The 23939-nt window shown below is 66.8% G+C and carries 24 protein-coding genes; 6 read left to right on the top strand and 18 right to left on the bottom strand.

Features of this window, described 5'->3' with window-relative positions:
* Positions 1-19 precede the first annotated feature (19 nt).
* From HAV22_RS17360 to HAV22_RS17370, 3 genes are read left to right on the top strand one after another with little or no spacing between them, the layout of a single operon-like run.
* A complete protein-coding gene (locus HAV22_RS17360; RefSeq protein WP_166860694.1) occupies positions 20-262 on the top strand; it encodes a hypothetical protein in 243 nt (80 codons plus the stop codon).
* Positions 259-1197, top strand: coding sequence for a hypothetical protein (locus HAV22_RS17365; RefSeq protein WP_166860695.1), 939 nt, complete (start codon positions 259-261; stop codon positions 1195-1197). The genes HAV22_RS17360 and HAV22_RS17365 overlap by 4 nt, the downstream gene beginning before the upstream one ends.
* 15 nt (positions 1198-1212) lie before the next feature.
* Positions 1213-1743 (top strand): hypothetical protein, encoded by a 531-nt coding sequence (locus HAV22_RS17370; protein ID WP_166860697.1) that lies wholly within the window; start codon positions 1213-1215, stop codon positions 1741-1743.
* A 13-nt stretch (positions 1744-1756) separates the two neighbouring features.
* Here the strand turns inward: HAV22_RS17370 and yidD are convergent, their stop codons facing one another.
* From yidD to HAV22_RS17400, 6 genes are all read right to left on the bottom strand, one after another.
* The gene (yidD, locus tag HAV22_RS17375; protein ID WP_166860699.1) at positions 1757-2245 is read right to left on the bottom strand and encodes a membrane protein insertion efficiency factor YidD; all 489 of its coding nucleotides are present in this window, start codon (positions 2243-2245) and stop codon (positions 1757-1759) included.
* Entirely contained in the window at positions 2242-2622 is a 381-nt protein-coding gene (locus HAV22_RS17380) for a tautomerase family protein (protein ID WP_166860700.1), read from the bottom strand. Before HAV22_RS17380 ends, yidD begins: the two co-directional genes overlap by 4 nt.
* A gap of 17 nt (positions 2623-2639) precedes the next feature.
* Positions 2640-2822, bottom strand: coding sequence for a DNA gyrase inhibitor YacG (gene yacG, locus HAV22_RS17385; protein WP_166860702.1), 183 nt, complete (start codon positions 2820-2822; stop codon positions 2640-2642).
* Positions 2823-2847: 25 nt separating this feature from the next.
* Positions 2848-3603, bottom strand: a complete 756-nt coding sequence (zapD, locus tag HAV22_RS17390; protein WP_166860704.1) for a cell division protein ZapD — start codon at positions 3601-3603, stop codon at positions 2848-2850.
* 73 nt (positions 3604-3676) lie between these two features.
* Positions 3677-4327 carry a dephospho-CoA kinase gene (coaE, locus tag HAV22_RS17395; RefSeq protein WP_371869672.1) on the bottom strand — a complete coding sequence of 217 codons (651 nt, stop codon included), beginning with the start codon at positions 4325-4327 and terminating at the stop codon, positions 3677-3679.
* Between the two features lie 44 nt (positions 4328-4371).
* The gene (locus tag HAV22_RS17400) at positions 4372-5244 is read right to left on the bottom strand and encodes a prepilin peptidase (protein WP_166860708.1); all 873 of its coding nucleotides are present in this window, start codon (positions 5242-5244) and stop codon (positions 4372-4374) included.
* Between the two features lie 269 nt (positions 5245-5513).
* Here HAV22_RS17400 and HAV22_RS17405 point away from each other — a divergent pair, with 269 nt between their 5' ends.
* The gene (locus HAV22_RS17405; RefSeq protein ID WP_166860710.1) at positions 5514-5972 is read left to right on the top strand and encodes a RidA family protein; all 459 of its coding nucleotides are present in this window, start codon (positions 5514-5516) and stop codon (positions 5970-5972) included.
* Between the two features lie 12 nt (positions 5973-5984).
* On the opposite strand, the gene HAV22_RS17410 is transcribed toward HAV22_RS17405, so the two are convergent.
* Positions 5985-8231: a putative bifunctional diguanylate cyclase/phosphodiesterase gene (locus tag HAV22_RS17410; RefSeq protein ID WP_229421297.1), complete on the bottom strand. Its 2247-nt coding sequence runs from the start codon at positions 8229-8231 to the stop codon at positions 5985-5987.
* 154 nt (positions 8232-8385) lie between these two features.
* Positions 8386-10149: an ArnT family glycosyltransferase gene (locus tag HAV22_RS17415; RefSeq protein ID WP_166860714.1), complete on the bottom strand. Its 1764-nt coding sequence runs from the start codon at positions 10147-10149 to the stop codon at positions 8386-8388.
* A 303-nt stretch (positions 10150-10452) separates the two neighbouring features.
* On the opposite strand from HAV22_RS17415, the gene HAV22_RS17420 reads away from it, so the two are divergent.
* Positions 10453-10788 carry a sunset domain-containing protein gene (locus tag HAV22_RS17420; RefSeq protein ID WP_166860468.1) on the top strand — a complete coding sequence of 112 codons (336 nt, stop codon included), beginning with the start codon at positions 10453-10455 and terminating at the stop codon, positions 10786-10788.
* 47 nt (positions 10789-10835) lie between these two features.
* Here the strand turns inward: HAV22_RS17420 and HAV22_RS17425 are convergent, their stop codons facing one another.
* Positions 10836-12071, bottom strand: coding sequence for an SGNH/GDSL hydrolase family protein (locus HAV22_RS17425; RefSeq protein ID WP_166860716.1), 1236 nt, complete (start codon positions 12069-12071; stop codon positions 10836-10838).
* A 97-nt stretch (positions 12072-12168) separates the two neighbouring features.
* On the opposite strand from HAV22_RS17425, the gene HAV22_RS17430 reads away from it, so the two are divergent.
* Positions 12169-13092, top strand: a complete 924-nt coding sequence (locus HAV22_RS17430; RefSeq protein ID WP_166860718.1) for a LysR family transcriptional regulator — start codon at positions 12169-12171, stop codon at positions 13090-13092.
* Here HAV22_RS17430 and HAV22_RS17435 read toward each other — a convergent pair.
* From HAV22_RS17435 to HAV22_RS17475, 9 genes are all read right to left on the bottom strand, one after another.
* Positions 13077-13316, bottom strand: a complete 240-nt coding sequence (locus HAV22_RS17435; protein WP_166860719.1) for a hypothetical protein — start codon at positions 13314-13316, stop codon at positions 13077-13079. The two genes, HAV22_RS17430 and HAV22_RS17435, sit on opposite strands and share 16 nt — an antisense overlap.
* Positions 13317-14087: 771 nt before the next feature.
* Positions 14088-15326: a type II secretion system F family protein gene (locus HAV22_RS17440; protein WP_166860720.1), complete on the bottom strand. Its 1239-nt coding sequence runs from the start codon at positions 15324-15326 to the stop codon at positions 14088-14090.
* Between the two features lie 9 nt (positions 15327-15335).
* Positions 15336-17069, bottom strand: a complete 1734-nt coding sequence (gene pilB, locus HAV22_RS17445) for a type IV-A pilus assembly ATPase PilB (RefSeq protein ID WP_166860721.1) — start codon at positions 17067-17069, stop codon at positions 15336-15338.
* Between the two features lie 247 nt (positions 17070-17316).
* Complete coding sequence (locus tag HAV22_RS17450; RefSeq protein WP_166860722.1) at positions 17317-18624, bottom strand: HlyC/CorC family transporter; 1308 nt, start codon at positions 18622-18624, stop codon at positions 17317-17319.
* Positions 18625-18661: 37 nt separating this feature from the next.
* Positions 18662-19504: a slipin family protein gene (locus tag HAV22_RS17455; RefSeq protein WP_166860723.1), complete on the bottom strand. Its 843-nt coding sequence runs from the start codon at positions 19502-19504 to the stop codon at positions 18662-18664.
* A 28-nt stretch (positions 19505-19532) separates the two neighbouring features.
* Positions 19533-20249 carry a hypothetical protein gene (locus HAV22_RS17460; protein WP_166860724.1) on the bottom strand — a complete coding sequence of 239 codons (717 nt, stop codon included), beginning with the start codon at positions 20247-20249 and terminating at the stop codon, positions 19533-19535.
* A 288-nt stretch (positions 20250-20537) separates the two neighbouring features.
* Positions 20538-22109 carry a methyl-accepting chemotaxis protein gene (locus HAV22_RS31680; protein ID WP_166860725.1) on the bottom strand — a complete coding sequence of 524 codons (1572 nt, stop codon included), beginning with the start codon at positions 22107-22109 and terminating at the stop codon, positions 20538-20540.
* 67 nt (positions 22110-22176) lie between these two features.
* On the bottom strand, positions 22177-22581 hold the full coding sequence (locus tag HAV22_RS17470) for a type 2 periplasmic-binding domain-containing protein (RefSeq protein WP_166860726.1): 405 nt from the start codon (positions 22579-22581) through the stop codon (positions 22177-22179).
* A gap of 11 nt (positions 22582-22592) precedes the next feature.
* Positions 22593-23840, bottom strand: coding sequence for a hypothetical protein (locus HAV22_RS17475; RefSeq protein WP_166860727.1), 1248 nt, complete (start codon positions 23838-23840; stop codon positions 22593-22595).
* Between the last annotated feature and the right edge of the window lie 99 nt (positions 23841-23939).

The raw sequence follows: 23939 nt of genomic DNA on the forward strand, positions 1-23939 counted from the left end.
CCCACCCGAGGAGATTGCCATGCTGCCCGGTTTTACTGCCCTGTCCGATACCCCGCCGCCGATTGCGGCCGCCGGCGTCTGGGACACGCCCAGCGGCGAAGATTGCCGCTTCGCGCGCACCGATACCTTCTGCACGGGACTCGTCCTGTGGTGCAAGGAAGTCTTTGTATGCCGCAACAACACGATCCAGGGCTACGAGAAGACGAAGACGCCTTATCCGTGCGGCGTGTGCGTCGGCATCACCGACCCGTCGGACTGGTGAGCGGTCCGGCCTCCGGTCGGCTTGCCGCCGACGCCGCCGAACTGACGGCCTGCGTCGCCGATGCGCTGGCGCGGCGCCAGCATGGTGACGGCTTCTGGCGCGAATTCGCGCTGCAGCCCGGCGCGTCCGAGTGCTGGTGCACGGCCTGGATCGCATGGTGCCTCGCGCATGCGAGCCCGACGCCGGTGCTGCGCCACGCGCTGCAACAGGCGACGCGCGCACTGCTCGGCTGCGCCCGCCCGCAGGGCTGGGGTTACAACCGGGGCACCGGCTGCGACGCGGACAGCACCGCCTGGACACTGCTGCTGCTCGCCACCGCGGCCCCCGCGCAGGCACGCGCGGCCGTGCCCGTGCTGCTGCGCTACGTCGATCCGGCCGGCGACGCGCACACGTTCGACGAGCCGCGCTTCGGCGACTGGTGCGGCGCGCATGCGGAAGTGACCGCCGTCGCCTTGCTGGCCCTGCGCGCGGCCGGGTGCCCGCCGTCCACGCTGGCGCCGCTGCGTGCCGCCTTGTGCGCACGCGCGCCCGTGCCGTTCTGGTGGGAGACGCCCGCGTATGGCCACGCCTGGCGGGCAGTCGCGCTGGCCGGCACGGGCGGGGTGCCATCCACCGTGCTCGAGGAGCTGGACACGTGGCTGCTGGCGCAGGGCGGACAGGACGCGAGCGTGTTCGACCATGCGCTGCAGTTGCTGGCGCTGGCCAGCATCGCGCCACGCCACGCCGAACTCGCCGCCTGGCACGCGCACCGCCTGCTCGCGGCGGCCACCTGCGCGGGCTGGCCGGGCAGTTGCAGCCTGCTCGTGCCGCCACAAGGGCAGGGTGGCAACAACGACCTGCCGCGCGGCCCGCACCGCGACGACGGAACCATGACCAGCGCCCTGGCGCTGGCCGCCCTGGCACGCTGGCATCGCAACCTGCCGGCTGCCGCATAACGATGGAGGCATACGATGGAACGCATATTCCGGGGCCCCGCCAAGCGGGCCGTCGCGATCGTCCTTCTCGGCGCCGGGCTGGCCGGCTGCCCGCTGCCGCCGGGCGGCATCAAGATCGCCGTCATCCACTACGACCAGATCGGCGCCTGTAACACGGCGACACTACCCGACGGCACGGTCACGGCACCGCCGGGGCATGCGATCGTACTGTTCCGCATTAAGACCATCGACAACACCGCGCCGCCGGTCACCTGGCAATTCAACCCTGGCGCCCTGCAGGTCAATCCGCCGTCGGACGAACAATCGAACCTCGGCAGCATGGGCGGGCCCGTGACCGTACCCGCGAACGGCATTGTCACCGTGAACCGGCCGGTCGGGATCATGGTCGGCGGCACCTTGCCGGACGGGTCGGACGCGGCGACCTACAACTACACGCTGCTGTACCCGAATGTGCCGCCGGCACCGGGCACGATCAGCGTGAACGACACGCGGGACATCCACAATTTCCCGTGGAACCCGAACTGTAATGCGCTGATCGGCGGCTGAGGTTCCAGCGGATTCAGCGGTCTCGTTCGTCCCTGACCCTCGCTTCGCGCCGCCTGACTCGCTCCGCCGCCGCGTCCAGTTGCTCGCTGCGGCGCGTCCGCCCGCGGTGCCGACGTCCGTTGCACGACGGCCATCCGCAGTCGCTCGCATCAAGCACGCACTTCGCCGCATCGATGACGGTATCGGCGGGAACGCAGTGGCCATGCCCGTCACAGGGCAGGTCGCACGGCGCGTCGCAAAAACCCAGTTGGTACTTCAGTCGCGGATGTGGCGGCGGGCACGCGTGCGAGCGCCGGTGCACGTGCCCGCACAATGCGAACCGTCGCTGCAGCAAGCCGAGCCCGCGCACGAGCCCGAAACGTGCGATGACGGCGTGGCCATAGGCCCAGCAGCTGATGCCGCCCGTGGTCACGCGCAGCGCGCAGGAAAAGCCCTTGTACGGTGAGACGAAACGTTGGTAGAAGCGGATCCCGGCCAGCGCCAGCGCGGCCGCGAGCCTCACGTGTGGAGCAGCCGCCCACCGGCGAACGACCAGTTCTCCCAGCTCGTTTCCTTGAACACGACCAGCACGTTCTCGGGATCGAACCCGTCGGCGCGCAGGCGGTCCATCAGGTCGGCCAGCAGCTTCTTCTTCACCTTCACGCTGCGCCCGACGGACCAGACGATCTCGATCAGCACGAAGTCGTCCGTGCGCGTCGTCTGGACGTCGGGGTAGTGGGTGTCGTAGCGGAAGTCGGCCGCGTCGAGTTCGAGCACGCGCTGGAACCGGTCCGTGTCGGGCACGCCGGTCGCGACGAGCGCGGCGTGGACGGCAGCCAGGACCTTGTCCTTGAACGCGGCGGTCTTCGGCTTGCGGACGGTGAGCGTGACGAACGGCATGCGGACTCCTTGCTGTCTTATTCCTTCGAGACGGCATCCTCGTCGGCGTCGCCGGGCGGCGCGCCGGGGATCGTGTATTTCTCTTCGGCCCAGGCGCCCAGGTCGATTTGCTTGCAGCGGTCGGAACAGAACGGGCGGAACTTGTTGGCTTCCGTCCATTCGACCTTCTTGCCGCAGGTGGGGCAGGATACGACGGTCATGATGTGCTTCTAAAAAGGCTAAAAATCAGAAATTGCAGAGCGTGAGCTCGAACGGCACGTCTTCTTCCAGCGGCTTCGGCTTCAGGTCGCCGCCCTGCGTGGTGAAGCGCACCCACAGCATGTATTTGTTGGCGGAGATCTCGGGGATGGCACCCAGCGCCTCGTCGACGGACAGGCGCAGCATCTGGTAGACCTTCCCCTGCAGCATCTGCTGGTAGCTGCCGGACGAGGCGATCATCTTGACGGGACCGCCGGAATCGCGCAGCAGGCGCAGCACGAGGGCCAGCGCGTCGAACAGCGGGGCCAGCGGCGTGAACCATCCCATGATGTCGGCGTAGCGCTGCTCCGCGGAGCGCCGCTGCCATGCATGGTAGGACGGCAGGTCGAATTCGCAGGCGCCACCGGGGATGATCGTGCGGCCGCGGATGCTCATCAGCCATTCGTTGTCGCGTACGTTCTGGCCCGTCTTGCCCTGTGCGTTGACGAGGGCGTTGCTGACGGTGTCGAGCTCGGCCAGCACGGCGTCGAGCGCGTCCTTGGCGACGGCAGGGTTGCTGCGGTAGCCCAGCAGGCTTTGCCGCTGGCGCTCCAGTTCCTGCAGCAGGTCGGACTTGAGGTCGGCGCGGCCCGCCACTTCCAGCATGTCGAAGATCGTCGCGAGCGCGACATGATGCTGCAGAGGATGTTCCTGCGCTACAAAGAATTTGAACTTCTCGTACAGGTCCTCCAGCCGCAACAACGTGCGAATCCGCTCGTTGAATGGGTATTCATAGACGATCAAAATGACATTCCTCTCATTCCTCTGAATGTAGGCTGGCGGGCAACCTCGTGATTCTGAACCATCATGCACAAAATTACAAACGCTGGCTGGGTTGCTCTGCCAATCTTGCCGCTTCGTCAAGATAAAACCGGTGCAGGCGCTCCACCTGCGGCAGCAGGGCGTCGATGCCGGCGTCGTTGACGATCACGTCGTCCGCTTCGTCCAGGCGGCGCGCGCGCGTCACCTGCGCGGCCATGATCGCGCGCACCTGCTCTTCCGCCAAGCCATTGCGCGCCATCACGCGTGCGACCTGCGTCGCTTCCGAGCAATCGATCGCGAGCACGCGCGCGACGCGCTCGCGCCACGTGCCCGATTCGATCAGCAGCGGTACGACGAAGATCGTGTACGGGCCGTCCGCGAGCAACGCCGCGGCCGCCGTCGCATCGCGGATGCGCGGGTGCAGGATGGCTTCCAGGCGCGCGCGCGCGCCGGGATCGGAGAACACGAGGGCGCGCATGCGGGCGCGGTCGAGCGCACCGTCGGCGGTGGCGTAGTCGGGACCGAACGCGTCGATCAGCGCCGGCATCGCGGCGCCGTGCGGCGCGGTCAGGCTGTGGGCGATCTGGTCGGTGTCGATGACGGCGGCGCCGCGGGCGGCGAACAGGTCGGCCACGGTCGTCTTGCCGCAGCCGATGCCGCCGGTGAGGCCCACCGCGAAGCGGGGGCCGGGGTGAGATTTGGACACTGTCTGGCCGGAAGATTCCATGCGATCGTCGGGCCCGGCCGTGACTAGACGGCCAGGAAGCCCTGCGCGTAGCGGGTGAGCGGGATGCCGTACAACAGCGCGATCATACCAGCCGCCGCGAGATAGGGTCCGAACGGGATCGGATTGTTGCGGTCGCGCCGCGCGAACACGATCAGGCTGATGCCGGCGATGGCGCCCACGACGGACGACAGGATGATGATCGTCGGCAGCATCGCCCAGCCCATCCACGCGCCCAGCGCGGCCAAGAGCTTGAAGTCGCCGTAGCCCATGCCTTCCTTGCCGGTGGCCAGCTTGAACAGCCAGTACACGGCCCACAGCGACATGTAGCCGGCCATCGCGCCGATGACGGCGTCGCGCAGCGGGACGATCGTGCCGTCCAGGTTGATGAGCAGACCCAGCCACAGCAGGGGGAAGGTGAGATCGTCCGGCAGCGTCTTCGTGTCGTAGTCGATCAGGGTCATCGCGATGAGGAAGTACGCGAACACAAGGCTGGCCAGGCCCAGCCAGCCGCTGCCGAAATGCCAGACCAGCACGGCCGACAGGAGGCCCGTGACGGCTTCAACGATCGGATAGCGGGGCGAGATCGGCGCCTTGCACGCGCTGCACTTGCCGCGCAAGAACAACCAGCTGACGATGGGTATGTTTTCCAGCGCCGTGATCTGGTGGCCGCAGTGCGGGCAGGCGGAACGGGGCACCATCAGGTTGAAGCGGTCCTGATGCGGCAAGTCCTTGCCCGCTTCGTGCGCGATGTAGTTGTCGAGTTCGCGCTGCGCCATGACGGGCAGGCGGTACACGACCACGTTCAGGAAGCTGCCGATCAACAGGCCGAACAGAAGGGCGGCGAGCGTCGCGGCGAGGGTCGCTGGGGCGGCGAAGAGCAGGAAATCCGGTGACATGATGCTCCGAAGGGTGGCTGATTCCGTGAATCAACTATTCTAGGGGTTTTCCCGTCCTTTGGGCAGCACCATGAGGCGCCCACGCAACCGTGGCCGAAAGTGTGGTATTCCTGGCCCTATGCGTTCTGTGGTTTGACGGCGTACTTACGCCCGCTAGACTGGGCGGGCGCGGTGGTGCCTGCCAGTTGTTCCGTGCTTCCCTCCGGCCGGATGGTGGGCGCCGCGCTGCCTTCCGTCGTTCCCCCGTCCACGATAACGAAAGGAACATCATGAAGATCCAGCACTGCCTGGGCATTGCCCTCGTTGCATCGTTGCCGCTCGGTGCGGCTCATGGCGCGACGTCCGTGCCGCAGAAAGAAGTGGTCGCGAGCAAGGACGCGCCGGCCGCCGTCGGCCCGTATTCGCAGGCAATACGGTCCGGTGGCATGGTGTTCCTGGCCGGCCAGATCCCCATCGACCCGAAGACGGGACAGACGAACCTCGGCACCATCGAGGAGCAGACGGCGCAGGTGTTCGAGAACCTGAAGGCCGTGCTCGCCGCCGCCGGCATGACGCTCGATAACGTCGTGTCGACGACGGTCTACGTGAAGGACTTGAACGACTTCGCGAAGCTGAACGCCGTCTACGGCACGTACTTCAAGGACAAGCCGCCGGCCCGCGCCACCGTGCAGGTCCAGCGCCTGCCGAAGGACGCGGCCGTCGAGATATCCGCCATCGCCGTGCACTGACGGCGCCCGTGCTCAAGCGGCCTGCGGCTGCGCGATCAGGTCGAACAGGCGCGCGAGCGCCACCGGCCGGCCCGGCAGCCAGCCCTGGACGAGCGGACAGCCGAACTGGCGCAGGTAGCCCAGCTGGGCGTCCGTCTCGACGCCCTCGGCCACGACTTGCAGCTTCATGTGCCGGCCGAGGTCGAGGATCGAGCGGACGATGGCGCAATCGTTGCGGTCGTAGGGCACGCCGGCCATGAACAGGCGGTCGATCTTCAGGGACCCGATCGGCAGGTTCTTCAGCAGCGACAGCGACGAATAGCCCATGCCGAAGTCGTCCAGGCCGATGCCGAAGCCGCGCCGGCGCAGCTCGCGCATGATCGCGATCGACTTGTCCGCATGCTTCATGACGACGCCTTCCGTCAGCTCGAGGCAGATGCGGCGCGGATCGACGCCGGCCGCCGCAGCCAGTCCGGAGAGCCGCTCGGGCAATTCGGCGTCGATGAATTCCGGCGCCGCCATGTTGACGTGCACGCGCACGCCGTCCAGGCCGGCCGCGCGCAGGCGCGCGAGGTCGTGGCACGCCTGGCGCACGACCCAGTTGCCGATGTCGACGATCAGCCGGCTCTGTTCCGCGAGCGGGATGAACACGTTCGGCGGCACGATCTCGCCGTTCGGCCGGCGCCAGCGGATCAGCGCTTCCACGGCGTCGATCTCCATGTCCGTGCTCGTGCGGATCGGCTGGTATTCGAGGAAGAATTCGCCGCGCCGGATCGCATAGTGCAAGTCGGTCAGCAGGCTGATGCGTTGCCCCGCGTCGGCCGGCGTGCCGTCGACGCTGAAGTGGCTGGCCAGGTTGCGGCCGTTGCGCTTGCTGGCGTACATGGCCGCGTCGGCCGCGTGCAGCAGTTCGCGCGTGCTGGTGCCGTGCTCGGGATAGGTGCTGATGCCGATGCTGGCCGAGATCGCCAGGCGGTGCTCGCCGTAGACGAAGCGGCGCCGCGCCGCGTCCAGCACGGTCTCGGCCACGTGCCCCAGTTCGTCCGCCGTCGCGCCCGGTGCGGACAGCAGCGCGAATTCGTCGCCGCCCAGTCGGCCGATGCGCCAGCCCGGCGGCGCCAGCGTGCGCAGGCGCTGCGCGAACGCCGTCAGCACGACGTTGCCCGCGTCGTGGCCGAACGCGTCGTTGATGGGCTTGAACTGGTCGAGGTCGACGAACAGCACGCCGAACGTCTGGCCGGCCGGCACGTCGCGGCACAGGCGGTCGAGCTGGTCGTAGAAATGGGCGCGGTTCGCGAGGCCCGTCATCTCGTCGGTCTGGGCGCGCACGCGGATGCGCTCCTGCTGCGTCATGCGTTCGATGGCCTGGGCGATCATCGCCGAGATCGATTTGGCGAGGCCCGGCAGCTGGGCGTCTGGCTGGCGCTGCAGCACGCTGAAGAATTCCAGCACGCCGGGCCGCATGAGGCGCCCGTCGGACGCGACGAAGGTCACGGGAAAGAAGTACGCTGATTGCAGGCCGCACGCGCGAGCGGCATCCGCGCGCAGCAGGTCGGCCGTGCCGCTCGCATCTTCGATCCAGCGTGCGTCGCCGCTGGCCCAGACGGTGCCGATCATGCCTTCGCCGGGCGCCATCCCGAGCCGCCCGCTCGCACGGCGGAACGGCGCAAGCGCCTGCCGCGGCGCGTGCCACGCATAGCGGCAGCGCAGCATCGCCTGCGCGCCCGCATCGTCCTCGAGCGCCCAGAACGCGCCCCATTCCCAGCCCAGCTCTTCGCACACGAGCTGCAGGATGCCGGCGACGGCGTCGTCGATGCTGTCGGTGCCGACGAGGTACTGTGTCAGCGCGAAGTTGAAGCGCTCGCGCGCGGCGGCCTGCTTGGCGGCCGTGATGTCGACGAGGATGCCGCTCGCGACGGTGCCCGGCATCGCGACCTGCTGCAGGCGCAGCCAGCGCAGGCCTTGCCCGTCCGTGTGCACACGGAATTCGCATTCGGCGCCGCCGTCGCCGGCCACGATGCGGTCGAGGACGGTGCGCACGGCGTCGCGGTCTTCGCTTTCGATGCGGGCCAGGCAGGCAGCGGGGCTCGGATGGCGGTCGGTGCCGAAGAAGCGTGCGGCCACGGCCGACAGCGCGACGCGGCCGCCGGCGCGGTCGAGCCACCAGCGGCCGAGGCCGGCGGCATGGTCGCCCGTGTCGAAGCGTTCGGCCGCGGCCAGGGCGCGGCGCCAGCGGGCGCGCGCGGGAAGGGAGGTGATCTTGATGTTCTGGATGTCCATGAATGCCACGAATGTTCGACAGATTTGCACCAGAACCGGACGGATGGGTCCGATTTGCACCGAAAGTTCGTCGCGTCCGCACGCGGGTTGTGCCGGACGGCTGGTCGCTATCGCAAGATTGCGTTGCAGGGAGTCAATGCAATTTGCGTGCCGGTCATTCGCTGGAGCACGTTGCGGCGCCGGGCGGACGCCGGAACAGCCAGAAGTGTTCGTCGTGGTCCGCGGGGCGGGCGCCGTCCCAGACGGGCTGCCACGACGCGTCGTCGCTGCAGCGGGGCAGCCGGCCGCTCGGGTCTTCCAGCAGGATCAGCGTGCAGGAGGACGACGGCCGCGTCTCGAGCTGCTCCGTGACGATGCCCTCGTAGTAGTGCAGCATCGCGCGCTCGCTTTCGGCCAGGCCGTAGCTGGCCATGCAGCCCGCGGCGGGACCGCGCGCCGCCTGCAGCGAACGGAATACCTGCTGGTACGATTTCACCGCGTCGACCCACGGCATGAACAGGGTAGCGGCCAGCAGCCAGCACAGCGTGAGGCCGACGACCCACGTCTGCAGCGCCGCCTGCCGCCGTGGATGCAGCACCATGCACCACGCCGCGCCCGCCGTCGCGGCCAGCGCGCAGGCGAGCGGCAGCACGCCGATGTGGCGGTCGGGCGCGGGCGGCAGCAGGCCGTACAGCGCGTGTACGTGTAGCGGATCGCGCGTGAACATGACGTAGGCCCAGATGCACCAGAACGCCAGCGCGATGCCGCCGAACAGGCCCCGCGCGCCAGTGCGCCAGACGCGCTCGATGGACGGCGGAAGTGTCAGCGCCATGCGCGCGCCGAGCAGGGAGAGCGGCAGCAGCAGCGGCAGCACATAGCCGTCGCGCGCGGAGGCCGACGCGACGAGCACGCCCAGGATGACGGCCGCGAATACGGCGGCCGACTGCATGCGTTCGTCCGTGGCCAGCAGCGCGCGGTCGCGCCACAGGGCGGCAACGGCGAGCGGCGCGGCCGGGAACGTGAGCCACCACAGGTTCTTGGCCCAGAAGCCCGGATCGTTCGCCGCCCCCAGCACGGGCACGGCGAAGCCGACGAAGCGCCCGATGTTGTTCATCCAGAACCAGTCGTGGAACAGCGCCGGCGACCGGGACCACAGCACGGCCGGCCACAGCGTCAGCCACGGCAGCGCGGCCAGCAGCGCGACGAGGACAGTCTGCGCATACGCACGCGCGCGCCAGCGCGCGAAGCACAGCGGGAGCAGCAGCGCGGACAGGCCGAAGACGCCGGGCGCGAGCAGGCCCTTGGCGAGGAAGCCGATGCCGATGCCGGTGCCTACCTGCAGCCCGCTGGCGATCGGGCGCGTGCGCCAGCGGGGCAGGCCCGCCATGCCCAGCGCGATGCCGGCGAGGAGGGCCGTGTCCGTCAGCATCAGGTGCGCGTACGCGGCGAGGCCGAAGCAGGCGAGCAGCACGAACACGGTCGTGCGGCCGTACTGCGCGTCGACCCAGCGCCGGCCGCACTGCGCCAGAGCGGTGCAAGCCAGCAGGAGGAAGGCGCCCGTGGCCAGGCGCGCGCCGTCGTGCAGGGCGAGCACGGGTGACGTCAGCGACGCCAGCGCGCCTGCGACCCAGTAGAACAGCGGCGGCTTTTCCATGAACGCTTCGCCGGCCATGCGGGGCACGACGGCGTCGCCCGTCGTCAGCATGGTGCGTACGATGTCGGCGATGTAGGTCTCGTCCTGTTTCCACGGCTGGTGGCCGACGAGGCCGGGCCCAAAGTACAGCGCGAGCAGGACGAGCAGGGCCCACGTGCGGGTGCCCAGCATGAAGCGGCGCGACAGGAATGCATCGGCGGTGCCCGTCTCGTCGCGCACCGTCCCCGCGGCGTCGGTGCGCAGCAGCGGGGCGATCTCGTCGAGCTCGGGCGGCGGTTTGGACATGGCGGTCTAGGGCGATCCGGGCGGCAAGGGGGCCGTGGATACGACACGGCCCAGCCGCACGTCTGCCATATGCTCGCGCAGTCCGGGCCGCTCGTCCAGCAATTGTGGAGCGGCAAGAGGATAGATGTCGTCCATGTCTCCCCGTCCGAATGAGTAATGGGTATTTACAATGAATAAAATGTTAGCTCGGCGTCGGGCGCGCACACGTTACGGTTTGGTTATTTTCCGGTTCGACATGTTGTCTGCGAATATGATGCGACGCCGGCCGTGGCCGGTAAATCAGCACAACCACATGGAGCGATCATGAAAAAATATCTCATAGGCCTGTTGGGCGCATTGACGGCTGTCGCGGCCTTTGCCCAGACGACCGTACCGAATCCGCTCGGTCCGAGCGCCGCCCCGAGCACGGCGAGCCAGGCCAAGCCGGCGGCCGGCAAGACCGCGCAAGCGGCTTCGGCCGAGAAAGAGCAGGCGCCCGGCGGCGGTTCGGGGAAGGTCTGGGCAAACAGCTCGAGCAAGGTCTACCACTGCGAGGGCAGCAAGTACTACGGCAAGACCAAGAAGGGCGAGTACATGACGGAGGCCGACGCGAAAGCGAAGGGTTTCCACGGCGTGGGCGGGAAAACCTGCACCAAATAAACCTGCGTCTTGTGGCGTCGGTGCGCTGGCTGGACTTGGGCATCCGCTCACTGTAGCAGCCGCGCGATGTCGACGGCTTCGGCCATCGCGCGGTAGCCCGCATCGCCCGGATGCAGATGGTCGCCGGAATCGAACGCGGCGCGCAGCCGGCGTGGATGGCCGGGATCGCGCAGGACGGCATCGAAATCGACGACGGCATCGAACGCGCCGGCCGTGCGGATCCATCGGTTCAGCTGCTGGCGCATGCGCTCCTTGTCCGGGCTGTAGTGGCCGGCATAGGGCGTGCCCGCGAGCGCACCCTCGAACGGCGGCAGCGTACCGGCCGTCACGCGAACGCCGCGCGCATGCGCCGCCGCAGCCAGTTGCCGGTATGTGGCCGCCAGTTCATCGAGCGTGGCCGGAGGTTCGCCCGGCGCGAACGGGCTGCCGGGCCAGCCGATGTCGTTGATGCCCAATAACACGATGACGTCGGTGACGCCTGGCTGGCCGAGTACGTCCTGTTCGAAGCGGGCGAGGGCGCTGCGTCCCATGCCGTCGCGCGCCAGGCGCCCGCCCGAGATGCCCGCGTTGGCGACGGCGATGCCGAGCGGGGCCAACCGTTCGGCGAGCACGTCCGGCCAGCGGCGGTCCGCGTCCGGTGTCGAGCCGTTGCCGTCCGTGATCGAATCGCCGAGGACGACGACGGTGCGGGCTGCCGCCGGTGCCTCGACGAGCACGGCATTCAGGAACAGCCGGCCGCCGAACCGGGCGCTCTCCGCGAATGGACCCGCCCGCGTTGCATCGCCCGCCGCGAGACGCACGGTCTGCTGCGCACCCCAGTGAAAGCTGGCGACGGTCGTGGGCGCGGGAAGCCACGTCGTCACGGCCAGCCGAGACAGCGGCCGCACGGGGAGGGTCACGGGATCGCTCGTCACCGTGGCACCCGGCAGGATGGCCGCGCCGGGCTGGCCGGCAAACGTCAGGGCGCGGCTTGCGTCCGGATCGTCGGCCGGGCCGACGTGCACGGCGCCCAGCCGGACGGGCTCGTGCCCGTAGCGGTTCGAGAACACGAGCCGTACGCGCGGGCCGCCTGCACTGAGGCGGACGGTCTCGCGCAGGGTTGCGTTATCGACCTGGGCCGGGACGTTCATCGGCAGCGCAAAGCCGGCGTCCCAGGCGGGTTGCGGGGCGGCGTACCAGGACGTGATCCAGCGCTCGCCCGCGCATGCGTGCCGGGCCGTTGCGCCGAGCGTGAGGGCGAGGGTCAATGCCGCGATCGGGTGGGAAAGGGGTGGTCGGGTCATCGTGGGCTCCTTGGGTGAGCCGTCACGATAGGTCATTCTGGAATGCCGATGAAGATGGTAGGATTGCGGATTACTCATTCCAATTTGGAATATATCAATGGACACCTTGCATGCGCTGCGCGTGTTCGTGCGGACCCTCGAGCTGGGCAGCATGTCGGCCGCCGCCCGCGAATTCGGCACGACACAGCCCACCGTCAGCAAATCGCTCGCCCACCTGGAGCGGCAGTTGCGCGCGCGCCTGGTCGAGCGCAGCACGCGCGCGCTGGCGCCGACGGAACAGGGCCAGCGCTTCTACGCCGACGCCAAGCGCGTGATCGAGCAATTCGATGCCGCCGTGGGCAGCGTGCAGGGCATGACGGGACAGGCGGCGGGGCTGTTGCGCATCAATGCGCCCGTCGCGCTGGGCCAGTTCCGCATCAATGCGATGGTGCAGCAATTCATGGCGGACCATCCCGCCATCGACGTCGAACTGATCCTGAACGATCGTTTCGTCGACCTCGTCGAGGAGGGTGTCGACGTGGCGTTCCGGCTGGGCGGTACGCTGCCGCCGGATGCCGTCGGCCGGCACCTGGCGACGGTCCCGCGCTTTCTCGTGGCGGCACCCGCTTACCTGGCGCGGCGGGGCGTGCCCGCGGTGCCGGACGATTTATCCGGGCACGATTTCGTGCGTTTCGCCTGGACGCCCGGCACGACGGTGGAACTGTTCCGCGGGGACGAAGAGGTGCGCTTGCCGACCGCGAGCCGCTTCCGCGTGAACAATGCGCTGGCGATCCGCGAGGCGCTCGTGCTGGGCAGCGGGATCGGCGTGTGCCCGGCATGGCTGGTCCGCGACCTGCTGGACGCCGGCGAGCTCGTGCGGGTGCTGAAAGCATGGTCGGCGCGGGCACAGGATTTATATCTGCTGTATCCGTCGCGCCAGTTCCTGCCATTGCGGACCCGGCTGTTCATCGACTTCGCGGCCGGGCAATTCGAGGCGCTGGCCGGGTTCGACCGGCCGGGCCGCGCTCAGGACGAGCGTTGACGTTCGGGGATGATGCGCGCGACGCCGCTGCTGTCCGGCAAACGCTTCAGGAATTGGTGGATGTTCGGGTGGCGCGCCACGAACTGACGCAATTTCGGGAACACGAGCGAGCGTGCGCCGCAATCGCTGCACAGCAGGCGCTCGCTGCCCCACAGCAGGCGCATCGAGGGCGTGCGCGCGACCCGGCGCACGTACGTGGAACCACATTCGGGACAAGAGGGCATGATAAACCGATCAGTTGACAACAAGCTGTTCGAACTTATCAGCTATTGCCTGGTTGCACTGTGCGGTAGCGCACGGTCTTACCTATGGTGGATGGGTTAGCCGGGCTGCGCCTGGCATGCGCTCTAGGACGTCTTCGCATGTCGTGCCAGGTCCCATGACGTTGATTTACAGGGATTTTACCGAGCGGCCGCATGCGTGGAGGCTCCCCGAACAGCCACGTACTGCGCAATCCGTACGTTTCCTTTCGGGCTTCCTTGCCAAATATCAGAGTTCCTGCTTTTCGGCACGACATACTCGCCGAAAAGCGGCGTGGTCTTTGCCGATGAGACAAGGAGGAGCCTATGTGGAGAACTACCGTCGGACTATCGGCGCCGGCTATGGCGTCTTGAAACTAACCAGCGACGCGCCCCATTGGTCGGCAAATGGACACTGAAGCGGACAAGCAATATACCGCTCGGAACAACAACACATGCATCGCAGCCGCCGCAAGCAGCCGCGCACCGATCGAGGGCGTTGCTTGTCGGCGCACTTTGCGTCGCATGGAGTGCAGTCGCCCTGTCGCCCCCTGCGGGCGCTGCGCTCCTTTCCGGGGCCGGCGGCGCCGGCCGCAGGAGGCGAACAGCCGCGGCAGGAGCGCTCGTATTCGTGTCGCTGACGATGCCCGGCTGTCTTTTGCAAGGCATTCAAAAACAGCGCTACCAAGTACTGGTCGACAGCGCTGTCCTCCATGAGCATCCGGTAACACAGTCCTTCAACTCATCGACGTCCGATCAGACCACCGACCCCAGCTTGAAGATAGGCAGGTACATGGCGATGACGAGGCCGCCGATCAGCACGCCCAGCACCACCATGATCAGCGGTTCCATCAGCGACGACAGCGTCTTGACGGCCTCGTCGACTTCTTCCTCGTAGAAGTCGGCCACCTTGCCCAGCATGCCGTCCAGCGCGCCCGATTCCTCGCCGATGGACACCATTTGCGTCACCATATTCGGGAAGACATTGGCGTTCTGCATGGCGACCGTCAGGCTCGTACCGGTGCTCACTTCCGTCTGAATCTTTTTCGTCGCTTCCAGGTAGACGTTGTTGCCGGACGCGCCGCCGACGGAGTCGAGCGCTTCCACGAGCGGCACGCCGGCCGCGAACATCGTCGACAGGGTGCGGGTCCAGCGGGCAATCGTCGCCTTGCGGATCACGTCGCCGAACACGGGGAGGCGCAGCAGGATGCGGTCCATCGCCTGCTGCATCTTCAGCGACCTGCGCCAGGTCTGGAAGAAGAAGTACAACGCCGCGAAGATCGACGGGAAGATAATCCACGCCCACTGCACGACGAAGTCGGAAATGCCCATCACGATCAGGGTCGGGGCCGGCAGGTTGGCGCCGAAGCTGGAGAACACCGACTTGAACGCGGGCACGACCCAGATCATGATGACCGCGGTGACGATGAACGCGATGGCCATGATGGCGCACGGGTACATCAGCGCGCCCTTGATCTTGCTCTTCAGCGCCAGCGTCTTTTCCTTGTAGATCGCCAGGCGCGTCAACAGGTCTTCCAGGATACCGGCCTGCTCGCCGGCGCCCACGAGGTTGCAGAACAGCGGGTCGAAGTACAGTGGGTATTTGCGGAAGGCGTTGTTCAGGCTCGTGCCCGTCTCGATGTCGGCGCGCAGGTCCATGATCAGCTTCGACATCGACGGGTTCGCATGGCCCTTGCCGACGATGTCGAACGATTGCAGCAGCGGCACGCCGGCCTTCATCATCGTGGCCAGCTGGCGCGTGAACAAAGTCAGGTCCTTGTCCTGGATCTTCTTGCCGCTGCGATAAACCTTTTTCTTGACCTTCGTGACCATGATGCCCTGGCGGCGCAGGGTCACGTTCACGATGGTCTCGCCGCCGGCGCGCATTTCGCCGCGCACGGTCTTGCCGGTCTTGTCCTTGCCTTCCCAGGCGAAGATGTGTTCCTTGACCTGGGTGCCGGCGGCGCGGCGCGCCGGGACGGATGTCGTTGCCATAGCGGTTCCTTAATCGTTCGTGCAGCCGAGCACTTCCTCGAGGCTCGTGAGCCCTTGCTTCACTTTTAACAGGCCGGACCGGCGCAGCGAATTCACGCCGTCGGCCTCGGCCTGGGCGGCGATCTGCATCGCGTTGCCGTTCGCCAGGATCAGCGCTTCGATCGCGGGCGAAATCGGCATGATCTGGTAGATACCCACGCGCCCCTTGTAGCCGGAGCCGAGGCAGCGTTCGCAGCCGATCGGGCCGTAGGGCTTCCAGTCGCCGTCGAGGTCGCTGTCGCGGAAGCCGGCCGCCTTCAGCGTGTCGCGCCCGATCTCGAGCGGCTGCTTGCACGTGCACAGGCGGCGCGCGAGGCGTTGCGCGGTGATCAGGATGACGGACGACGCGATGTTGAACGGCGCCACCCCCATGTTCATCAGGCGGGTCAAGGTGGACGGCGCATCGTTCGTGTGCAAGGTGGAAAACACCATGTGGCCCGTCTGCGCCGCCTTGATGGCGATGTCGGCCGTTTCCAGGTCGCGGATCTCGCCGACCATGATGATGTCCGGATCCTGGCGAAGGAACGCCTTCAGCGCGACGGGGAACGTGAGGCCCGCCTTGTCGTTGACGTTGACCTGGTTCACGCCGGGCAAGTTGATCTCGGCCGGGTCTTCCGCCGTCGAGATGTTGATGCCCGGCTTGTTCAGCAGGTTCAGGCAGCTGTACAGCGACACCGTCTTGCCGGAACCCGTCGGGCCCGTCACGAGCACCATGCCGTACGGGCGCGTGATGGCATCGATCAGCTGCGCTTTCTGGTCGGGGTCGTAGCCGAGCGCGTCGATGCCCATCTGGGCCTGCGTCGCGTCGAGGATACGCATGACCGTCTTTTCGCCGAACAGCGTGGGCAAGGTACTGACGCGGAAGTCGATGGTCTTCGTGGGCGACAGCACGAGACGCATGCGGCCGTCCTGCGGAACGCGCTTTTCCGAGATGTCGAGCTTGGCCAGCACCTTGATGCGCGAGACGAGCTTGTCGCGGATCGACAGCGGCGGGGCCAGGTGGTCGCGCAGCACGCCGTCCACGCGCAGGCGGATGCGGTACTGCTTTTCGTACGGTTCGAAGTGGATGTCCGACGCGCCCAGGTTGATGGCGTCCATCAGCACCTTGTTCAGGAAGCGCACGATGGGCGCGTCCTCGACTTCGGCGGCGGCGGCGGCCGCTTCCTGGCCCTGCGGCGGCGGTTCCTCGTCGGCGAATTCGATGTCGCCTTCGTCGCCGACAAGCTCGCTCAAGTCCTGGTCGGCGGTCTTGGCGATGCTTGCCAGCAGCGCGAGCAGCGCGTCGTGCGCGACGATCACCGGTTCGACCGTCGATTCGCTCTGGAACTTGATCTGGTCGAGAGCCTGCGTGTTCGTCGGGTCGGACAGCGCCACCGACATCTTGTTGCCGCGCCGCGCCAGCGCCACGACGCGCTGGGCCTGCATCAGCTTCGGGTCGATCGCGTTGACGGGCAGGCAGTCGGGGCTGAACGACGCGAGGTCGAGCAGCGGATAGCCGAACGTCTCGGCGCAGAAGGCGGCCAGGGAACGGGGATCGATGGTGCCGCTGCCGAGCAAGGTATCGATGAAACCGGCCTTGTCGGCGGACGCCTTCTTTTGCAGCACGTCCGCTTGTGGAGGCGTGAGCCGTCCGGCCTGCAGCAGGGCACGCGCCAACCCGGGCAACGCGGTGCCAGGGGTGGTGTTGGGGAGGACTGCTGCCATATGGTTAAGGTCGGAAGGGCGACAAGAAGCCGGACCGGGAAGACGGTCCCGGCGGATGGTCTTGATGATGCCCGTGGGCATCAAATCGGTCAAGAGTTTGTCGTGGGGGAAGAGGTATACATACCACGTGGACGAAGTGGCATGTAACCGACACGCAATGCCGGGTCGATAACATCGTTATTCCTCGTGCAAGAACAAGGGCTTACCGCCGGATCGCGACCGGCGGCGCTGGGCCGATGCAGCCCGATCAGGCTGCGAGCCAGCGTTTGACCGCGACCGGCCGCAACAGTTTCACGACCTTGATGGCCTGGTTCTGCACTTGCACGACTTCGATCACACAGTTGCCGATCTTGAGGGCGATGGGGAATTCCGGAATCTCCTGCAACTGTTCCAGCAGCAACCCGTTGACGGTCTTCGGGCCGTCGAGGGGGAGGTCGAGGCCGAGCTTCTTGTTGATGTCGCGCAGCGGCGTCGTGCCCTCGAGCAGCACCTCGCCCTGGGCACTCCACGCCATCGCCTCGCTGCGCGCCGCGCCCGGCGTGGACGTCGTGAAATCGCCGATCATTTCCTCGATGATGTCCTCGAGCGTGACGAGGCCCTGCACCTCGCCGTACTCGTCGACGATGATGCCCAGGCGCTCCTTGTTTTCCTGGAAATACTGGAGCTGCGTGAAGACGCCTGTGTCTTGCGGAATGAAATAGGGTTCCGTCAACAGTTCGCGGAAGTGTTCGGTCGTGAGGTCGTCTTCCTCGTTCAGCAGCGCGACGGCCTTGCGCACGTGCAGGATGCCGACGATGCGGTTGATCTCGCCTTCGTACACGGGCAGCTTGTTGTGGTAGCAGGTGGTCAGCTCCGCCTTGAGCTCATCGACCGACAGCGCGAGGTTCAGCGCCTCGATCTGGCTGCGGGGCGTCATGATGTCTTCGACGGAGATCTTTTCCAGCTCGAACAGGTTCAGCAGGATGCTTTTGTGCTTTTGCGGGATGTAGCTGCCGGCCTCCAGCACGACGGACCGCAATTCTTCAGGCGACAGGCGCTGCTGGGCCTCCGCGTGCCCGACGCCCGCGCCGCGGATGCGCAGCAGGCGCAGCAGGACGTTGACGAACAGGTTGACGAACCAGATCGCCGGCTTCGCCACCTTCATCAGCGGCCGCAGCACGTAGCTGGATCCGAGCGAGATCCGCTCGGGGTACGTCGCGCCGATGATCTTCGGCGAGATCTCCGCGAACACGATCAGCAGGAAGGCGACGACGGCCGTCGCGATCGTGATCACGCTTTCCTCGTGGCCGAAGAACAGGATGGCGATCGCGGTGACGAGCGCCGTCGCCATCGCATTGATCAGCGTGTTGGCGATGAGAACGAGCGACAGCAGCTTGTCCGTGCGGTCCAGCAGCCACAAGGTGGTGATGGCGCCGCGGTTGCCTCGTTTCGCGAGATGGCGCAGGCGATATTTATTGGCCGCCATCAGGGCGGTTTCCGCCATCGCGAAGAAGGCCGAGCAGAGGATCAGCAGAGCGAGTGCGAGGATGAGCACCCAGAGTGGTACGGTTTCCAAGGATCACCGTCAAGAATCGTCAGAGGCCGATTCTAAGTCAAGGGGAGGGGGCTTGCAAGTTTGGCCAGACCGGCGCCGCGGACGGGTTCAGGCTGTCGACCATCGCACTCGGGATCAGGATCGTGGCGCCGCGCTCTTTCGTCGTTTCGTAGATGATGTTCATCGCCCGCAGCTGCAGGGCGGCCGGATGGCCCGCGTACATGCCGGCCGCTTCGACGAACTTCCCGGCGATGGCGGCTTCGGCGGAGCCGAGGATGACCCGTGCCTGCTTCTCCCGTTCGGCCTGCGCCTGGCGCGACATGGCATCCTGCAGGACGACGGGGATGGCGACGTCGCGGATTTCCACGGACCCGACGGTGATACCCCACGGCGCCGTCTTGCGGCCGATCGATTCCTTCAGTTGCGCGTCCGCCTCCTTGCGCTCGGACAGCAGCGCCGCCAGCATCGACATGCCGATCATTTCGCGCAGCGACGTCTGGGCCACACGGTCGATCGCCTCGCGGTAGTTCGTGATCGCCAGGGCGGCTTTCTCGGCATCGTGCACGTGCCAGAAGATGATGGCGTCGACGTTGACGGGGACGGTATCCTTCGTCAACGCCTGCTCGGCATTGAAGGCCGTCGTCTGGATCCGCCCGTCGATGACGGCCACGACGTTGTCGATGACGGGCACGATGGCGAACAGCCCGGCACCCTTGACGCTGTGGAGTTTCCCCAGCCTCAAGATGACGAATTTTTGCCACGTATTGGCCATCTTCAGCGAGAACGCGAGGAGCACGGCCAGCACGACGAACGGTAATCCGAGCAGCGGATTGACCCAGTAGACGAGGGCCGCGCCGACGCCGAGGCTGACGCAGACCAAAAATGATGTGACGGGGTTCATGATGGATCGTCGCGGGCACGCACGATCGTCAATGCCTCGTCCGCTCCCAGCCATGGCGTACGGCCATCTTGACCTTTTCCCACGCCGCCGCCGGACTGTCGCCGTGCCTGCGTTCCCAGTCGCTCTTCAGCACAGGCTCGACGTCTTCCCACGCCTCTCCGGCGCCGCCTTCGCTCGCAAGCATCGTGTCGGCGCGGGGCGGGTCAGGCGGCGGGGCTGGAATGTAGGCAAGGGGATCCTCCTCGTCCGGGTCGCTCCATTGCGCGATCGAGCCCAGCGATTCCCGGAAGGTGTTGCCGGCCGGTGGCGCCGACGCGTTCTGGGTGCCGAAATAATGGCTGTCCTCGCGTGGATGGTGTTGCAGGGCGCCGGGCGCGGTGCCGGGCGGATAGCGCCGCCGGATCGGGGCGCTGTCCGGTGCGGCACGCGGCACGGGCTCGTCACGGATGTCTTCGAGTGCCGCCGGATGGAAATGCGCGATGATGCCGGCGGCGCGCTCGGCCGCCGGATCGGATTCGGTGGTGAGCGTGACGACGTGGCGCTGTGTCCCGGCATCCTTGTGATGCAGGGCGCCGAGCAGCCGCGCGGCGGTGTGCCGGATCGACGTGGCAAGGCCTGCCGCGTGGTCGTCGTCGGTGTCCGAAAGCGCCAGGTCGGTGCTCGGATAGCCCGAAGCGAGCAATTCGTCCAGCACGTGCTGGGCATCGCTGCGGTGATCGAAGACTGCTTTCAAAGTGTGTCGCATGATGAACCCCCCGAGGTGTCGTGGCGAAGGGTATCGGCGAGCTTGGCGCTTCAGGCAGAGATGGCGCACGGTACCCTGTACCACGCGCGCCGTGCCGGCGAGTGGCCGTCACCGACGGCCGGGTTCCGTGCGTTGCCGTTGAATCAGCGCGACCAGGCAATGGGTCACTGCGTGCAGTACGGCGCTTGATGATTCAAGCATACTCCGAATCGGGGCAGGGTGCTTGGCTTCCGTTGCCCTCGAAGTGGCGGCACCCTTGGGCGGCACCCGCGCCGGGGTGCCGCGGCGTCAGCCGCGCGCCAGCGCCAGCCGCGCGTGGCCGGCGGACGGGGCCAGCGTGGGGCTGGTTGCCAGCTTGAACTGCGCCAGCGCGCCGGACAACTGCTCCGTCTGCTCCGCCAGCGATTCCGCCGCGGCCGACGCTTCCTCGACGAGCGCCGAGTTTTGCTGCGTCATCTGGTCCATGTCGTCGATGGCGCGGCCGATCTGCTCGATACCTTCGGCCTGGCGCTGGCCGGCCACGCTGATCTCGGCCATGATGTCGTGCACCTTGCGCACCGACGCGACGATCTGTTCCATCGTGGCGCCCGCTTCGTCGACGAGCGCGCTGCCGGCATCGACCTTCGCGACGGAATCGCCGATCAGCTGCTTGATCTCCTTGGCGGCGGCGGCCGAGCGCTGCGCCAGGCTGCGCACCTCGCCCGCGACGACGGCGAAGCCGCGGCCCTGTTCGCCCGCGCGCGCCGCTTCGACGGCCGCGTTCAGCGCCAGGATGTTCGTCTGGAAGGCGATGCCGTCGATCACGGAAATGATTTCCACGATCTGCTTCGCGGACGCGTTGATGGCGCCCATCGTGGTCACGACGTTGCCCACCACTTCCCCGCCGCGGGTGGCGATGTCGGTGGCGGACACGACGAGGGCGTTCGCCTGGTTCGTGTTGGCGGCGTTCGTCTTGACGGTGTCCGTCAGCGATTCGACGGCGCGCGTCGTGTGCTCCAGGCTGCCTGCCTGCGATTCCGTGCGGCCGGCCAGGTCGGCGTTGCCGCTGGCGATCTCGGCGCTGGCCGTCGCGATGGTCTCGGCCGACGTCTTGATGCCGGCCACCATCGTCGCGAGGCGCGTGCGCATTTCCTGCAGCGCGACGAGCAGGCTGTGCTCGTCGCCCTTCTCGAGGCGGATTTCCATCGACAGGTCGCCGGCCGCGACGGCGCGCGTGATTTCGCGGGCATACTCGGGCTCGCCGCCCAGCTGGTGCCAGATGGTGCGGATGACGAACCACGACACGCCGATGAGGGTCGCGATCACGATCAGTGCCGTGAGGATGGTGACGGACAACACGCGATTCACGCTCGAGGCGCTGCGCGCGATGCCGTCCTTGAATTTCTGCTGGGCTTGCTCGTTGAACTTCGCGACGTCGGCATTCAGCACCGTCAGCGCGCTCTGCATGCGCTGTACCGTGGCCTGCGGATCGCCTTGCTCGAGTTCGAGCATGATCTTGGCCGACGACAGGGCCGGCGCATAGTAATCTTCGAATTCTTTCGTGAGGCGCTTGCCCGTGGCATCCATGCCCGGGATCTTGGCGACTTCGGCCAGCTTGGCGCGGACCTTGTTCGCCTGGTCGCCGATCTGGGCGACACGGCTCTTGTCGCCTTCGGACACGGCATCGCGCAGGCCGTCCGTAATCCCCTGCAGGTCGGTCGTCAGCGCCTTCGCCGTGCCGAGCGCGGGATAGTCGACGGCTTCGGTCGTGTGGATCGAGTTCAGGGCGCCGTTCGCGATGCTGGCGGACACCGCCACGCCAAGGCCGAAGATGATGGTGGAGATGACGGGGAGTGCCCAGATCTTGCGCTTGATGCTCATGATGCCGTTTCCTCTAAATTCAAAATCCCTCCACCCGGCGGACCGGGGGGAGGGAGGTTAGGGACGCTTACGGTGTGTAAATGACTTTCACCGAGGCGTCGACCGCGCTCTTTTCGATGTAGCCGATGGCTTTCGGGTCGCTCGCCACCATCTTCTTGACGGCGGCGCTGTCCGCGGCTTCCTTCGGCATCGTGGCCTTGCCGGTGAACACCAGCTTGGACCACAAGGACTTGACCTGCGACGCTTCCTTGTCCGTCACCTTCTTGTAGAACTCGGCGCGGATCGGGGCGCTTTCCGGCTGGTCGACGGGGCTCATCGCCGTCGATTTGCCGAGGAAGAACTGGGCGACCTGGTCCTTCGTCATCGACGACTCGGCGGCTTTCGGATTCACCACGACCACGACTTCCGCCATGGCGGGCAGGGCGAGGAGCAGTACGGTGGCGGCGACGCCGCTCTTGATCAGATGTTTCATCGACATCCCTTTCAGAACACGAAGTCGAGCGCGACGGCGCCGACGTTGACGGGGCCATGGAAGCCCGGCTGCGAGTTGATCAGCAGGCCACCCTTCTGGCTCGGACGCACGTGGTCGAACTGCACCTTCAGCGCCAGCGAACGGTAGAAGTCCCAACGGACGCCGATCGAGTCGGTCTGCTGCTCGCCCTGGCTCACACCGGTGTAGCGCAGGCCGGCGACGAAGCCGGACAGTGCGGCGATCGTCGGCGTGCAGGCGGCCGGATAGCCGGCCGGGCAGGCCGCCGGCATGCCGTTGTGCACGGAATCGTCGATGGTCAGCTTGGCGTGGCTGTAGTACGGCAGGATCTTGCCGAAGCGGTAGCCGCCCATGACGTACCACGACGTCGTGTCGTTGACGTAGCTGTCGGTCTTGCGCTTCGCGTACTCGCTCTGCACGAGGACGTTGTTCCAGTCCAGCGTGGCGCCGAGCGACGTGAACGACGCCTTCTTGTCGCGCACGTCGATGTCCGTGGCCAGCTGGTTTGCCTGCGGGATGTGGTAGCCGGTGCCGAACGTGTTCAGCGAGGTCAGCAGCGTCGTCAGCGACGGCGATCCGGTCAGGTTCAGGTGACCGTCGACGCGGCCGAAGCGCACCGTCAGCGGGCCGTGCTCGGCCACGAGGTTCACGGCGGTCAGGCGCCGGCCTTCGAGTTTCGGGCCGCCGGCGATGTCGACGTCGCTCTTGCCGACAGCAAATTGCGCGGTGTACGTCGTGTCGCCATAGCTGTGCTGCCAGGTGATGTCGGCGCCATCGACCGTGTTGAACAGCATCTGCGCATACATCTCGGCCGGCGGACGCAGCATCGTGTTGGCATAGCCCACGTTGCGATAGTCGGAAATCATGAACGCGGGAACGCCCATGCGGCCCACGCGGATGGACACGTCATCCGAGACCTTGGCCTTGGCGAACGCCCAGGCCAGCTCGGCGCCGAAGTCGTCCTGCGCGTCCTTGCGCACCAGGCCCTGGCCCGTCACGGACAGCCAGCTGTTGACGGCATAGTCGGCCTGCACGCCGAAGTTGGAGTCGACGCCGGTGGTGACGTCCTTCTTCGCGCCGCTGGCCTGGTTCGGACGGCCGAACTCGGCCTTGTCCGTGTTGGTCCAGGTGAGGGCGCCGGTACCGAAGCCGCTGATGCGCACGGCGGAAGCGTCCTGCGCGAATGCGCAAGGCACGGCAAAAGACATAGCGAGCGCACTCGCGATGATGCGTTTTTTCATGGGATTTACCTGCTGAAGACTGCGGGTGGACGGTTTTTGTTATAGAGACACTGCCGTGGCGTTGGTTTCGGCCGGGTAACGAATCTGTAATAAATTGTA

It is taken from the genome of Telluria antibiotica, assembly GCF_011682055.1.
Taxonomy (GTDB): domain Bacteria; phylum Pseudomonadota; class Gammaproteobacteria; order Burkholderiales; family Burkholderiaceae_D; genus Telluria; species Telluria antibiotica.

Coding starts and splice junctions, on each gene's coding strand:
- HAV22_RS17475 (WP_166860727.1), bottom strand. CDS start 23,840: ATGAAAAAACGCATCATCGCGAGTGCGCTCGCTATGTCTTTTGCCGTG.
- HAV22_RS17415 (WP_166860714.1), bottom strand. CDS start 10,149: ATGTCCAAACCGCCGCCCGAGCTCGACGAGATCGCCCCGCTGCTGCGC.
- HAV22_RS17370 (WP_166860697.1), top strand. CDS start 1,213: ATGGAACGCATATTCCGGGGCCCCGCCAAGCGGGCCGTCGCGATCGTC.
- HAV22_RS17410 (WP_229421297.1), bottom strand. CDS start 8,231: ATGGACATCCAGAACATCAAGATCACCTCCCTTCCCGCGCGCGCCCGC.
- HAV22_RS17440 (WP_166860720.1), bottom strand. CDS start 15,326: ATGGCAACGACATCCGTCCCGGCGCGCCGCGCCGCCGGCACCCAGGTC.
- HAV22_RS17400 (WP_166860708.1), bottom strand. CDS start 5,244: ATGTCACCGGATTTCCTGCTCTTCGCCGCCCCAGCGACCCTCGCCGCG.
- HAV22_RS17470 (WP_166860726.1), bottom strand. CDS start 22,581: ATGAAACATCTGATCAAGAGCGGCGTCGCCGCCACCGTACTGCTCCTC.
- HAV22_RS31680 (WP_166860725.1), bottom strand. CDS start 22,109: ATGAGCATCAAGCGCAAGATCTGGGCACTCCCCGTCATCTCCACCATC.
- HAV22_RS17435 (WP_166860719.1), bottom strand. CDS start 13,316: ATGCCCTCTTGTCCCGAATGTGGTTCCACGTACGTGCGCCGGGTCGCG.
- yacG (WP_166860702.1), bottom strand. CDS start 2,822: ATGACCGTCGTATCCTGCCCCACCTGCGGCAAGAAGGTCGAATGGACG.
- HAV22_RS17420 (WP_166860468.1), top strand. CDS start 10,453: ATGAAAAAATATCTCATAGGCCTGTTGGGCGCATTGACGGCTGTCGCG.
- HAV22_RS17380 (WP_166860700.1), bottom strand. CDS start 2,622: ATGCCGTTCGTCACGCTCACCGTCCGCAAGCCGAAGACCGCCGCGTTC.
- HAV22_RS17405 (WP_166860710.1), top strand. CDS start 5,514: ATGAAGATCCAGCACTGCCTGGGCATTGCCCTCGTTGCATCGTTGCCG.
- HAV22_RS17455 (WP_166860723.1), bottom strand. CDS start 19,504: ATGAACCCCGTCACATCATTTTTGGTCTGCGTCAGCCTCGGCGTCGGC.
- pilB (WP_166860721.1), bottom strand. CDS start 17,069: ATGGCAGCAGTCCTCCCCAACACCACCCCTGGCACCGCGTTGCCCGGG.
- HAV22_RS17430 (WP_166860718.1), top strand. CDS start 12,169: ATGGACACCTTGCATGCGCTGCGCGTGTTCGTGCGGACCCTCGAGCTG.
- HAV22_RS17425 (WP_166860716.1), bottom strand. CDS start 12,071: ATGACCCGACCACCCCTTTCCCACCCGATCGCGGCATTGACCCTCGCC.
- HAV22_RS17460 (WP_166860724.1), bottom strand. CDS start 20,249: ATGCGACACACTTTGAAAGCAGTCTTCGATCACCGCAGCGATGCCCAG.
- HAV22_RS17360 (WP_166860694.1), top strand. CDS start 20: ATGCTGCCCGGTTTTACTGCCCTGTCCGATACCCCGCCGCCGATTGCG.